Origin of the sequence: uncultured Gimesia sp. (assembly GCF_937919775.1) — a bacterium.
Lineage (GTDB): Bacteria > Planctomycetota > Planctomycetia > Planctomycetales > Planctomycetaceae > Gimesia.
This window is the reverse complement of sequence record NZ_CALFPF010000019.1, coordinates 19,346-31,663: the sequence shown is the minus strand read 5'-3', so window position 1 is coordinate 31,663 and position 12,318 is coordinate 19,346. Positions and strand designations below refer to the sequence as shown.

Annotated in this window: 11 protein-coding genes; 8 read left to right on the top strand and 3 right to left on the bottom strand. The window is 51.5% G+C overall.

Annotation, left to right across the window (positions count from 1 at the left end):
• Positions 1-18 precede the first annotated feature (18 nt).
• The 8 genes from fae to Q0294_RS00550 all read left to right on the top strand — a co-directional run bounded on the left by fae (position 19) and on the right by Q0294_RS00550 (position 9,020).
• Entirely contained in the window at positions 19-516 is a 498-nt protein-coding gene (gene fae / locus Q0294_RS00585; RefSeq protein WP_299459574.1) for a formaldehyde-activating enzyme, read from the top strand.
• 109 nt (positions 517-625) lie between these two features.
• A complete protein-coding gene (locus tag Q0294_RS00580) occupies positions 626-1,489 on the top strand; it encodes an NADP-dependent methylenetetrahydromethanopterin/methylenetetrahydrofolate dehydrogenase (RefSeq protein ID WP_299459571.1) in 864 nt (287 codons plus the stop codon).
• A gap of 155 nt (positions 1,490-1,644) precedes the next feature.
• On the top strand, positions 1,645-2,229 hold the full coding sequence (locus tag Q0294_RS00575; protein WP_299459568.1) for an RNA polymerase sigma factor: 585 nt from the start codon (positions 1,645-1,647) through the stop codon (positions 2,227-2,229).
• Positions 2,226-2,834 carry a hypothetical protein gene (locus Q0294_RS00570; protein ID WP_299459565.1) on the top strand — a complete coding sequence of 203 codons (609 nt, stop codon included), beginning with the start codon at positions 2,226-2,228 and terminating at the stop codon, positions 2,832-2,834. Before Q0294_RS00575 ends, Q0294_RS00570 begins: the two co-directional genes overlap by 4 nt.
• 479 nt (positions 2,835-3,313) lie before the next feature.
• Complete coding sequence (locus Q0294_RS00565) at positions 3,314-5,851, top strand: BamA/TamA family outer membrane protein (RefSeq protein ID WP_299459562.1); 2,538 nt, start codon at positions 3,314-3,316, stop codon at positions 5,849-5,851.
• Between the two features lie 244 nt (positions 5,852-6,095).
• On the top strand, positions 6,096-6,668 hold the full coding sequence (locus tag Q0294_RS00560; protein ID WP_299459559.1) for a DUF447 domain-containing protein: 573 nt from the start codon (positions 6,096-6,098) through the stop codon (positions 6,666-6,668).
• A 49-nt stretch (positions 6,669-6,717) separates the two neighbouring features.
• Positions 6,718-7,701 (top strand): beta-ribofuranosylaminobenzene 5'-phosphate synthase family protein, encoded by a 984-nt coding sequence (locus tag Q0294_RS00555; protein WP_299459556.1) that lies wholly within the window; start codon positions 6,718-6,720, stop codon positions 7,699-7,701.
• A 140-nt stretch (positions 7,702-7,841) separates the two neighbouring features.
• Positions 7,842-9,020 (top strand): DUF1501 domain-containing protein, encoded by a 1,179-nt coding sequence (locus Q0294_RS00550; protein WP_299459552.1) that lies wholly within the window; start codon positions 7,842-7,844, stop codon positions 9,018-9,020.
• A 30-nt stretch (positions 9,021-9,050) separates the two neighbouring features.
• Here the strand turns inward: Q0294_RS00550 and Q0294_RS00545 are convergent, their stop codons facing one another.
• From Q0294_RS00545 to Q0294_RS00535, 3 genes are all read right to left on the bottom strand, one after another.
• Entirely contained in the window at positions 9,051-9,596 is a 546-nt protein-coding gene (locus tag Q0294_RS00545) for a hypothetical protein (protein WP_299459549.1), read from the bottom strand.
• A gap of 91 nt (positions 9,597-9,687) precedes the next feature.
• Complete coding sequence (gene larC / locus Q0294_RS00540) at positions 9,688-10,971, bottom strand: nickel pincer cofactor biosynthesis protein LarC (protein ID WP_299459546.1); 1,284 nt, start codon at positions 10,969-10,971, stop codon at positions 9,688-9,690.
• A 281-nt stretch (positions 10,972-11,252) separates the two neighbouring features.
• The gene (locus Q0294_RS00535; RefSeq protein WP_299459543.1) at positions 11,253-12,293 is read right to left on the bottom strand and encodes a prenyltransferase/squalene oxidase repeat-containing protein; all 1,041 of its coding nucleotides are present in this window, start codon (positions 12,291-12,293) and stop codon (positions 11,253-11,255) included.
• Between the last annotated feature and the right edge of the window lie 25 nt (positions 12,294-12,318).

Here is a 12,318-nt window from a genome sequence, read left to right as displayed (position 1 = left end):
TGAAATGGAGAACGAAGAATGTCAATTTTTGTCGGTGAGTCACTTGTTGGCGAAGGTAATGAAGTTGCTCATATCGATTTGTTGATTGGTGACAAAAGCGGTCCTGTCGGAGTGGCTTTTGCGAACGCTCTGTCTAACCAGAAAATGGGTCACAGCAACCTGTTGGCTGTATTATCACCAAATCTGGCTGTGAAGCCAGCGACTGTGATGATCACCAAAGTCACAATTAAAGGCGCCAAGCAGGCCGTGCAGATGTTCGGCCCCGCTCAATACGCCGTTGCCAAAGCAGTGGCAGACAGTGTTGAAGCTGGCGTGATTCCTAAAGATCAATGCGAAGATCTGGTCATTGTCTGCGGTGTATTCATTCACTGGGAAGCCGATGACGACAAGAAAATCTTTGATTACAACTACGCAGCAACCAAAGAAGCGATTGCTCGTGCCATGAAGAACGAGCCTTCTGTTGATGAAATGCTTGCCAAGAAGAGTGAAGCCTCTCACCCCTTCTATGCTGGCTGAAATTTCTGTATAGGTGCAAAAATCGAAATTAGACCCCTGTTCTTTCAGAGCAGGGGTTTTTCGTTCTGTTTTTTCCAATCTCCTGTTTTTGGTGAGCTTCAGAAATATCATGAAAAAAATACTGATTCAACTGGATACCGATGCCCAGCCCAGCACATTTGATCGCGTCGTCGCTGTCGACGCGGGCGTCGATGAACTGATGAGCTATGGGGGTATCACGCCCGAAAATGTGGAAGCGCTGGTGCACGGCGCGATGTTTACGCGCGGACCCAAAAAACTGCATCGCACTGCCATTTTTGTCGGTGGCAGTCATGTCGAACAGGGAGAGGCTCTTTTTCAGCGCATTCAGAAGACGTTTTTCGGTCCGGTGCGGGTCTCGGTCATGATCGATTCGAATGGTTCCAATACGACCGCGGCGGCTGCGGTACTGGCGGCCGGGAAACATCTCGATTTTGCTGAAACCACGGCGCTGATTCTCGGGGGAACCGGTCCTGTGGGACAGCGTGCGGCACAATTGCTGGCGAAGCGTGGTGCGAAGGTGATTGTGGCATCCCGCTCGGAAGAGCGCGCTCAGGCGACCTGTGATGCAATTTCAGCTGCAGTCGAAGGAGCACAATTGCAGGCTCTGTCGTTAAAAGATCATAAACAGATTGAAGAGGCCAACCGGGAAACAAACCTGATTATCGCTGCCGGTGCAGCCGGGGTCAAACTGCTGCCAGCGGCCTGCTGGAAACCAATGAAACAGCTGAAAGTCGTGATTGATCTCAACGCGGTTCCTCCTGCGGGAGTTGAGGAAGTCGACGTGATGGACAAAGCAACCGACCGGGACGGCGTGTTGTGTTACGGGGCGATCGGAGTCGGCGGCACCAAGATGAAAATTCATGAAGCCGCCATCCGTAAGCTATTCAAAACCAATGATCTGGTGCTCGATACGGAAGAAATCTATCAGATTGGCGCCAACCTGAAGAAATAATTATGATTCAGAATCGGCGGAGAACGAACTGTTCAGGTTGCATCTTCCAAAGGTGTCTCGCTAGAATTAGTAAGTCCAATAATACGTTTTGAATTGAATCTGTCGGGCTTTACGGGTGGTTTTGCCCACATGGCCGGTAATTCAGGATGAATCAAATGATAGACGATGCCACTATAATGAAACGCATCTGCTCAGGAGAGTATCTCCTGTTCGATGAGTTGGTGTTGCGCTATCGTGAGCGTTTACTGCGATTTGCCTGGAGTAAATACGGCAGCCTGTCGGCGGCTGAAGATCTGGTACAGGAAGCATTTTTGTCCGCGTTTGCTGCGCGCGAGTCGTATAACCCTGCGTTTGCCTTCTCGACCTGGCTCTGGACGATTTTTTTGAACCTGTGCCGTCGTCATTATAAACGGGAATTACGCCACCCGCGCGAAATGGTGCGTTCCTCATTTGCTGCTGCCGAAGCCGCGGTGATTCCCGAACCCAGTTCGTCAGAAACTCCTTTGCAGGTTGCTTTGAAGACAGAACAATTTGAGCTTCTGGCTTTGTATCTTGCTGAATTGCCGGAAGTTCAGGCCGATGCACTGCGACTGCGTTTTTTTGGCGGAATGAAATTTACTGAAATTGCCTTAACGATGGATTGCAGTTTGTCGGCAGCAAAAATACGTGTAAAAAACGGATTGCTTCAATTGGCTCATCGTTTTTCTGAAGGTTCGACTTCGGAAGGAGAAGTCTCATGAACTGTGACGAAGCTTTTGATTTGATTACTCATCCCACCGATCACAATTGTGAGGAGTTGCAATGGCATCTCCAGTTATGCCCGCGCTGTCGGCAGATGAAAGAAACCCTGGCACCGGCTTTGGATACGTTTCAGCAGATTCTGGATGATGTGACAGACGTTGATCAACTTTCCCAGTTTCATGCCGATTTTCATCAGACGTCCGATCAGGAATCGGCGTCTATTTTTCCGAAGACAGGGCAGCCTTTTTTGTCTGCGGAAACGGTGCGTATGGCGGAACAGGCAGCCAGTCGCTTAAGAGCAGAATCTGTCACCAATCAGATGACAAAACCGTCTCAGAAGCCAAAACCTCACCAGAAGCGGCTCGTACATGCGGCGTTGATTCTGCTGGTCGGCTTTCTGATGGGGTGGGGGATCTCTCTGAATGGTCCCGAGAATCAGTTCTCTCCGAGTGTGAGCAGTTTACAGAGTCAGCAGCCCTGCCTCTGGATCGCCCAGCGTGAAAGCCGAGCGAACCAGCCCGCCAAAACGGCGCGCGAAAAGGGATCAGCCAGCAATGTGGTTCTGTCCTGTGTGGCTTGCCACTTGCAGTCGACTGCCGAGTAACAGGCTCCGCGTTCCTCGATTCACCTGAGTCTTCGAGGCCTTTCAAGTCGGTTTTTTAAAGTGAAATGCGTGGGCGCACTCATCCTGCTTGTAAGATTTACAAGCAGGTTCCGCAGGCAGTGAATTTTTTTCCATGGATGTCATCAAAACGGATGGTCATGGAAAAACTCGTCTTGCGGCTGTTTTCGATTTTCGTTATTTCTACGCAACCCACTTTTAACCAGTGGGCAACTTTCCTGTCTAACACTCCCTTTTCTCATATCCCCACTGAGATCTCAGGGGCATTAAAAAAGAGAATTCCAACCTGTCACAATGAAGTGAACCTCATATCTTTTCTCGCAAAAATTACAATTGGATTCGACATGATAAGAGGTGTCTTATCTGATGCCAGATGCGGTAACGCATTCCGATCAGCATTGAGCCTGATCCTGGTACAGATTACATTATTCGGAGACTGCATCAACGGGATTGCCCCATTGATGAGCTCAGCCTTTGCGCAGGAAGCACAAAAGAGTTCGATTTCTCTGAACGAACCTCTTTTCGATATCCAGGTGGAAGGTAACGAATCGATACCCGCACTGTCGATTTTACAAAAAACAAAAATTCAACGGGGTCGCCCAGTTTCCCGAGATCAGGTGATTGAGGATGTAAGACAGCTCTTCGCAACGCGCTGGTTCTCCAGCGTGCAACCGGTTTACCGAAAAACCGATCAAGGGCTGGTTCTGGTGTTCAAAGTCAAAGAACGTCCGATTGTTGAGAAGGTGGAATTTCGGGGAAACAGTAAAATCAAAACGAAGCGTCTGGAAGCGACGACCGGTTTGAAAATCGGTTCCCCCTTCGATATTTCCGCCAATCAGGAATCCGTGCATCGGATCAAACAGCTCTACGTCGAACGTGGTTATCGATTTGCTGAGGTCAAACTGCTCAAAGGCGATGGTCCCGATGACCGCCAGGTGATTTTCGAGATCAATGAAGGCCCCAAAGTTGTTGTTTCGGGTATCAGTTTTCAGGGAAATAAATTCGTCAGTTCAGGCGTACTCAAAACAAAACTGCTCACCAAAAAAGCGCCGCTCGGTTTGAGTGTACTGGGTGGGAAATTTGATCCTGCGACTGTGGAAGACGACTTAATCTCTCTCAAACAATATTATAACGGCCTGGGTTTCTTCGATGTGAAAATTGAGGAGAAGGTCGGTTTTAACAAAGATCGTTCAAAGGTTCAAATTGATTATACCGTGAACGAAGGCAAACGTTACCAGATCCGTGATATTCTGATCGAAGGGAACCAAATCTTCTCAGAAGAAGAAATTCGCGACGATATCAAGTTGGCCTCGGGTGAGTTTTTCAACAGTCGTACTCTTTCTACAGATGTCGAAAAACTGACCACAAAATATGGGGAACGCGGCCATTTGTTTGCCAGAGTCAACCCCGTTCCCCGTTTTCTGGAAGCGCCCGGTGAAGTCGATCTGGTCTATCAGATTAACGAAGACAAACCGTATCGGATTCGACGGATTACTCCCCACATCGCCGGTGACAATCCGCGTACCAAAAGTTCTGTTTTGACAAATCCCCTGATGGTTTCTCCCGGCGACCTGGCGAATCAACGCCTGATTACCAAAAGTAAGCGTCGTATTGAAGGGGGACAGGTCTTCGAGAAGGGGCCGCAAAACGGACCTCGCATCAACGTGACGAAAGTGGATCCTCAACGGGAACTCGCTGAGATTCGTAAAGATGATGTCCTGCGAGGTCAAAATAATGAAAATAATGAACTTGATCATAACGTTGAACAAGGTCAGATCTATGACGATGGTATCCTGAACGAACAAAAACGCGAACAGGAAGTGTTTCGAGGGCAAAACTACGACAATGGTATTCCGCAACCGCTGAATCCACTGTTCGGAAACAGCCCACTGGGAGATCCGATGGGGACTGAATTCCCCCAGCAGCAGCCGGGCTGGGTGGATCTGGATGTGTATGCTTCCGAGAGTCGTACGGGTCGTCTGATGTTTGGTGTGGGTGTCAACAGTGACGCCGGCGTCGTCGGATCGATTGTTCTGCAGGAGCAAAACTTTGATATTCTCAGGCCGCCACGCAGCTTTGAAGATATTCTGGACGGAACCGCGTGGCGTGGTGGCGGGCAGCAGTTCCGTGCGGAAGCGGTTCCCGGTGATCAGGTCAGCCGTTATCTGGTGAACTGGACCGATCCTTATTTTCTGGACACCAATTTCAGTCTGGGAGTCAGCGGCTTTTATTTCACACGCTATTATACAAACTGGAATGAAGAACGTGTTGGTACCCGTTTAAATCTGGGGCGTCAGTTGACCCAGGAGTGGTCGGTCAACGGCCAGTTCCGTCTGGAAAACGTCGACCTGATGAATCCGACGACTCCGACCCCTGCCATCGTTCAGCAGTCTGTGGGAAATAATCTGCTGAATACATTCCGACTGGCAGCCACACACGACACACGTGATGCCGCGTTTCTACCGGCGGAAGGTCATATCTTCGAAGCTGCTGTCGAGCAGGCTGTCGGAGATTTCGATTACACCCGCCTGGAAACGAATGCCAGTCAATATTTTACAATCTATAAGCGACCCGATGGTGGCGGACGTCACATTCTATCTTTGAGTGCCTCACTGGGATGGACTGATACGGGGACTCCGGTGTTTGAACGGTACTATGCCGGTGGTTTCCAGACATTCCGCGGCTTCGAGTTCCGGGGAGTCACTCCGCGGGAAAATGGCGTCGCCATTGGTGGTCGCTGGAGCTTCCTGGGTAGTGCCCAGTATATGGTTCCGATTACTGCCGATGAAATGATCCAGATGGTCTTCTTCAGTGACTTCGGTACTGTGGAAGATAGCGTGACTCTTGATCAGTTCCGAGTTTCTGTCGGTGCCGGGCTTCGTTTAACTGTGCCTGCGATGGGACCGGTTCCCGTTGCCTTGGACTTCGCAGTGCCGCTGGCGAAAGAGAGTTTCGACCAGACACAGGTCTTCAGCTTCTACGTCGGATTTACCCGCTAGAGCGTATCCCATTTAACCATAGCGTCTCTCGTTCTATTATACTTGTTCCGAATGGCCCTGGAGACGCTACAGTAAACCTGGATACAGGTTAGTCTCTCCCCGCTGTGTGACCACATCGCCTGTCTCGACACAGAACCGCCGACAGGTCCATATTTTGGAGCGGCCACAGGTTTCACCAGAGTCTGTTCTGGACTATGATAGTGGCTTGATGCGAGGTTTCCTATTACTTCAGTGAGCAGCGGAAATGATTCTGGAAGGTATCGTTACCAGTCGAAATCAGCAGGGTGAATTAAACATCGCTCCGATGGGCCCCGTGGTCAATCCTGAGATGTCCCGGTTTGTGTTGCGCCCTTTTCAGACGTCGCGTACCTTCAGCAATTTGAAGGAAACCCGCTGTGGAGTCTTTCATGTCGTAGACGAGGTTTTGTTACTGGCAAAAGCAGCCATCGGTCTGCTGGAGGAAATTCCGGAAACATTCCCCGCTGAGCGGATTGCCGGCGATGTCTTGCAGTCAGCCTGCCGCTGGTATGAATTTCAGATTGAGTCCATTGATGAAACCGACGAACGAACCATCATGCAGGCCGTGGTGGTCCACCACGGCCGAATCCGCGATTATTTTGGGCTGAACCGAGCCAGACATGCAGTTCTGGAAGCGGCAATTATGGCGACACGGACGCATCTCATTGAGCAGAGCGAGTTAGAAGCCCGGTATCGCACCTTTGCAGAAATTGTAAAAAAGACCGCCGGTCCGGATGAGCAGACGGCGTACAACTTGCTGGAAGAATATATTGCCAAAGCATATGCTAAAGATTCATGAAAAAAATTGTGTCCCCATTATTCAATCAACGTCAAAAGCAATCTCTGTCATGTCACGCGAAGTGAGTGTCACTACTGGAAGTCGATTACACTGGGGATTGCTGTCCCTGGCTCCCGCGACAGGGCGTGAATTCGGCGGGATCGGTTTAATGGTGGATGAGCCGTCATTGATGCTCTCAGCCAGACTATCATCAACAGGGCAGGATACCATTATCTGTAGCGAGGGCTGCTACTCAAAAGTAGCAGCGGCGATTGATGCTGCCCGCCGTTCTCTGGCCGGTCCTCTGCGAGAGCGTTTTTTTTCAGTCGAGTTACATTCCGAGATACCTTTGCATTGTGGTTTTGGTTCAGGAACGCAGTTGAGCCTGGCGGTCGCGAAAGCGATTTCGGTGTTGTCGGGAGAGCCGGCGTTGTCTTCCGTCGAATTGGCGCAGCGCGTTCAGCGCGGCGCACGTTCTGCGCTAGGCGTACATGGTTTTGATTCCGGCGGGTTTCTGGTCGAAGGGGGAAAACGCGATCCAGCTGAGATCAGCCCCCTGGTGATGCATGCTGATTTTCCGGAAGACTGGAAAATTCTGTTGATCACACCTGTGAATCAGGCAGGAATCTCAGGTATCCTCGAGGCGGATGCCATTCAGCAGTTAGGCCCGATGCCTGTGGCGGTCACGGAAAAACTCTGCCGACTGGTGCTGATGCAGCTCATGCCTGCCGTACTGACACGTGATTTTGCCGGCTTCAGTTCCGGTTTGACAGAGTTTGGGCATATTGTGGGGGAATTTTTCTCTCCGGCTCAAGGGGGAATTTTCGCCCATCCACGAATGGTCGAGTTGGAAAAACTGCTGATTTCAAAAGGAATTCAGGGAATCGCCCAAACTTCCTGGGGCCCAACTTTATCGGTGGTCTGTCCGAGTTCTGATAATGCGGAAAAAGTTTCAAGTACAATACTCCAAAATGGTTACGGAGAATTATGTTCGTTAAGAACCGTCAATCCTCTGAATCATGGGGCCCGGATTCAGAGCAGCGATGGTGCTTGAACTTTTGATTTGGAATCGAAGTTTCAGAAACAAGGTGAATTCTTACAGGGGAATTCTTCGACTATAGACCAAGGCTGGTATAATACAGACACCCCGAATAAGACGAAACATTCTAAAAAAAGCAGTGAGTAATATTCTTTATGAGTTCCAAGCAAAATCACTCTGAAGTATCGCGGCGGGATTTTCTGCGTGTCGGTAGTTTGAGCTTCGTCGGGTTATCGGTGTCGGAGCGGGCCACGTTATCGGCTGCAGAGAGCGATCGTTCGCAGAAGAACTGCATCCTGATCATGATGACCGGGGGTGCCAGCCAACTGGAGACATTCGATCCGAAGCCCGATGCGCCTTCTGAAATTCGTGGCCCTCTGAAAGCCATCTCCACTTCGGTTCCCGGCGTTTTTCTCAGTGAGGCTTTACCTCAACTGGCACAGCGGGCAGGACAGTTCTCGATTGTGCGATCGCTGTATCACGATGCAGCCCCCATTCACGAAACCGGTCATCAGCTCATTCAGACAGGCCGACTCTCCGGGGGAGCATTGAATTATCCCTGTTTTGGTTCCGTCGTTTCGCGGCAGTGGGGGCCTCGGGGTGATGCGCCTCCTTTTGTCGTTTTGCCGCGTCTGGTAGGTTCTCTGGGAGTGAATATCTATCGCGGACAGCAGGCCACATTTCTGGGAGAGGCATTCGAGCCGGCGACCACCGTTCGGGAATCATCAACCAGCGGTGATTATGAAATTGAAATCGCGGGAGAATCCAAGGCGATTCAGCAGCAATACGGAAAACACCGATTCGGCAGGTTGCTGCTGCAGGCACGGCAACTGGTGGAACGGGGAACGCGATGCGTGATCGTCAATTTATTCGATGACCTGCATCAGCAGTTGACCTGGGACTGTCATGGTACGGGAACGGGGACTTCCGGAAAAGTATATGAGTATCGGGATTCGCTGGGACCGGCGTTTGATAAAGCATTATCAACCTTACTCGATGATCTCTCTTCGAAAGGCTTGCTGAGCGACACGCTCGTGGTGGCCACGGGAGAATTCGGGCGCACGCCTCAAATCAATGCGCATGGGGGCCGCGATCACTGGCCTCATGTCTGGTCAGCGTTAGTCGCCGGCGGTGGTACACCCGGCGGTCAGGTGGTGGGCGCCAGCGATGCCCGCTCCAGCGCCCCGGTAGAACGTCCTGTGCATGCTTCGGAACTGACGGCGACGATTTATCATCACCTGGGACTCAACCCCCAGAGCTGTCTGGCCCGCCTGGATGAGCAGGAAATCAAACTGGTCGAAGCATCGCCGGTTCAGGAACTGGTAACCGGTTAATCATTGACCGGCATAGAGGCGAATGAATTCTCAAGCGATGTCCGTAGCGGGGGGCTTGTTTTCTTCCGCCAGAATCGTTTCGACTTCCGCCAGACTGCAGTAGAAGCAGTTGCTGATTTCCTGTGCGGAAAATCCCGCCTGGCTGAGATAAACCATCATGGTGCGCCGCTCTGAAGCCGCACTGTATTTGCGGGAATTCTCATACACCAGAATGTCGGGACCCGACTCAGATTTCGGGGCAGGAGCCGGGGCATGGAAACTCTGTTGCGACAGCGCCAGTTGCGTGCGTAAGCGGTTGATTTCCCGGTCTGCATCCAGCAGCAATTCATCTAGTACGCGCAGGCGATCATCGCTTCGGGCATCTACTTCTCTGCCATATTCATAGAGCTTGACTTCAAGCTGATTGAGGCGGTTGTATTGGCTTTGTTCCAGGGTGTTCAGTTCCTGCTGCGCTTCATTCAGGGGATTTCGATTGCGCACGCGACGTTGCTCGCGAAAACTTCTTCTGAGAGCCCAGGCGACAACCAGTATCAGCCCCCCTGTCAGAATCAGATTGGAATCATTTAAGTCAAACATGATTGGCAAGTCATCCTTTACTTCCAAACAATACCGAAATGGCGCGGTTTACATTTCACTCTGACGATCTTCCTGATCGCCGTAAAAGTGATTATCCGTGATCGTGATCGTGATCGTGGTCGTGGTCGTGGTCGTGGTCGTGGTCGTGGTCGTGGTCGTGGTCGTGGGTCACATTTGCATCGTTGCCCAGCGGGGTTTCGGAATGACCATCAAACAGAAAGGCGGCTTCTGCAGCACGATAAATGGTTTTGAGCGAAACATGATTCGCGGCGGCAAGCTGCGCACAGGCTTCATATTCGGGAGTAAAAATAGATTGCTGATTGGGAGCGAGAGAAAGTTTTCCAGCCACGTTGCCCCATGCCGTTTTGACGAGATGGGCCTGGCGCGGCCGCAGGGCACGCTGCAACTGATGACGGCGAATGCCCAGGGTTTCCGTTTCCTCGAACAGAATCGATTCGAGTTTTTCTGCTGATTCAGGCTTGCAGATAATACTGAGCATGACGGCGGGGCGGTCTTTTTTCATCTGGATCGAAGAAGTGTAAACATCCAGAGCGCCCGCTGCCAGCAGTTTCTGTTTTGTGTAACCGATGACTTCCCCCGAAACATCATCGAGGTTCGTTTCCAGCAGGGTCACATAATCGGTGTGACTGGAGGTGGCTAACTCTCCGACAAAGATGCGAAGCAGATTGGCGCGCTCCGGAAAGTCTTTGGTTCCCGCGCCATAACCGATTTCTTCGATCGTCATAGGGGGCAGCATTGAGAAACGATCGACCAGCGTGGAAATAATGGCAGCGCCCGTGGGGGTCGTGAGCTCGGCTTGAATCGGAATGTCAGCCAGGGGGATGCCCTTTAATAATTCCGCGGTCCCTGGAGCGGGAACCGTGCAGATTCCATGATCAATTTTAATCTGTCCGTAACCGGTCGGAATAGGGCTGGAGATGATTTGCTCAACCCCCAGCAGGTCAAAGCCGATGGCGACTCCCACGATGTCCACAATCGAATCGATGGCCCCGACTTCATGGAAATGCACTTTGTCGATGGTAGAACCATGTACGCTGGCTTCCGCGGCAGCGATCGCCGAAAACAGAGCGAGTGCCATCTCATACTGCTTCGGTGTGAGCTGCGTCGACTGCTTCAGGATTTTAACGATGTCGCTTAAGTGGCGATGGGCGTGCTGTTCGGGATGTGTAATCTGAACCGAAGTCGCATGAAATCCTCCCTTCATCGTGGAAGAGAAGGTAAGTTTCACGCCGGGCAGGCCAAGTGAATCGATGCCGGCACAGATCTGATCTGCGTTCACGCCTGCGTCAACCAGAGCAGCCAGAGTCATATCACCGCTGATTCCGGTGGAACAATCTAAATAAGCAATCCGCACGGTCGGGGTATCCAGGTGGGTTAAGATCGGAAGAAGGAGTAAACTGGTTATTCCAGAAGCGGATTCTAAAGATAACCGGCTGGTTCTCCAAGGTCAATTCGATGCGGCTCATGCCTGACTGGCGGGGCTAACTCTATCTATGTTAAGCAGATAAGCGAACGCTGTCTGTCGGAGACGTAACACAGGATACGCCTTTTTCACTGAGAATCCGGTGTCCGCTTCTGTTTTGGACGCTGATTTGTACGAGATCGCGTACTGAAACAGGTCTGTACGCGAATTATTCAGCGTTGATAGATTGGCAGATACTGATATTCCACGGCGAGGGCCAAGACTGCCAGAGCGGTGGAATAAACCTTGCCTGCTTCCTTTTCGCTGCCCTTTGTGGCGAGCCAGCTGCCGTCGTGTTTTTGCATTTCCAGCAATTGGGGAATGATGGTGGCCCGGGTTTTTTTCCAGTATTCTCCCCCCATCTGGAACATGCCCACGTTGCAGTAATAGGCGCCGTAGAAGTAATAAAATTCATCCGGATGCAGCGGGTGCTCTACGAGATAATCGCCCGCCTCCAGCGCGTCGCGGGTATGGTGCTGCCCGCAGATTTCCAGCGCAAGGATTCCCGTACCCGTCCGTGTCGCACTGGGCGCCCCTCCGGGCTGATAGGCAAAGCCGACATTATTACGTCCGCGGCAGTGACGCACATAAGTGACCGCCTTGTCGATGTGGTCTGCTGAAATATCACAGCCGATATTCTTCGCGGCCCGCAATGCCAGTAACTGCCAGCCGGTCACGCTGAGATCGCTGTCCTTACTTGTCTGATTATATCGCCAGCCGCCGGCGTTTCTTTTATCTTTGGGGACATCCTGCGCCAAAACAATGAGTTTGACTGCGCGAGTGAGAACGGCTCGGCATTTTTTCTCTCGTTCCCCCGTCAGCATGCCCGCGACTTCTGCCAGCATTAAAGTGCTGATGCCATGGCTGTACATCGGCCCGTGGCTTTTGTGATGCACGACCAGACCGTTGTCGGCCTGATGTGCCAGAACCCAGTCAATGCCTTTGTTGATCTGATCGCCGTAAGGGCCTTCTTCCGGAACATAACCGGCGGCCATGAATGCCATAATCGCCAGCGACGTCGCAGCCGTCGATTCGCCATAGGAATTAAAAGACCAGGCGCCTGAAGGCTGTTGTGATTTTGATAAAAACTGAACGGCCCGTTGAATGCTGGAATCGAGCTGTTTTTTCTGTTCGTCCAGTTCCTGAGCCCGGCAACGCGAAGTGCTTTGGACGGAAAAGGCAAGAAACAGTAAGACAACCAGACAGCGTGACATAGATTTTTTCCTGTGATTCAGAACG

What these genes read in the sequence shown, in the direction of transcription:
- Q0294_RS00560 (WP_299459559.1), top strand. Translation starts at nt 6,096, where the DNA reads ATGATTCTGGAAGGTATCGTTACCAGTCGAAATCAGCAGGGTGAATTA.
- Q0294_RS00535 (WP_299459543.1), bottom strand. Translation starts at nt 12,293, where the DNA reads ATGTCACGCTGTCTGGTTGTCTTACTGTTTCTTGCCTTTTCCGTCCAA.
- Q0294_RS00565 (WP_299459562.1), top strand. Translation starts at nt 3,314, where the DNA reads ATGAGCTCAGCCTTTGCGCAGGAAGCACAAAAGAGTTCGATTTCTCTG.
- Q0294_RS00545 (WP_299459549.1), bottom strand. Translation starts at nt 9,596, where the DNA reads ATGTTTGACTTAAATGATTCCAATCTGATTCTGACAGGGGGGCTGATA.
- Q0294_RS00555 (WP_299459556.1), top strand. Translation starts at nt 6,718, where the DNA reads ATGTCACGCGAAGTGAGTGTCACTACTGGAAGTCGATTACACTGGGGA.
- Q0294_RS00570 (WP_299459565.1), top strand. Translation starts at nt 2,226, where the DNA reads ATGAACTGTGACGAAGCTTTTGATTTGATTACTCATCCCACCGATCAC.
- Q0294_RS00550 (WP_299459552.1), top strand. Translation starts at nt 7,842, where the DNA reads ATGAGTTCCAAGCAAAATCACTCTGAAGTATCGCGGCGGGATTTTCTG.
- Q0294_RS00575 (WP_299459568.1), top strand. Translation starts at nt 1,645, where the DNA reads ATGATAGACGATGCCACTATAATGAAACGCATCTGCTCAGGAGAGTAT.
- fae (WP_299459574.1), top strand. Translation starts at nt 19, where the DNA reads ATGTCAATTTTTGTCGGTGAGTCACTTGTTGGCGAAGGTAATGAAGTT.
- Q0294_RS00580 (WP_299459571.1), top strand. Translation starts at nt 626, where the DNA reads ATGAAAAAAATACTGATTCAACTGGATACCGATGCCCAGCCCAGCACA.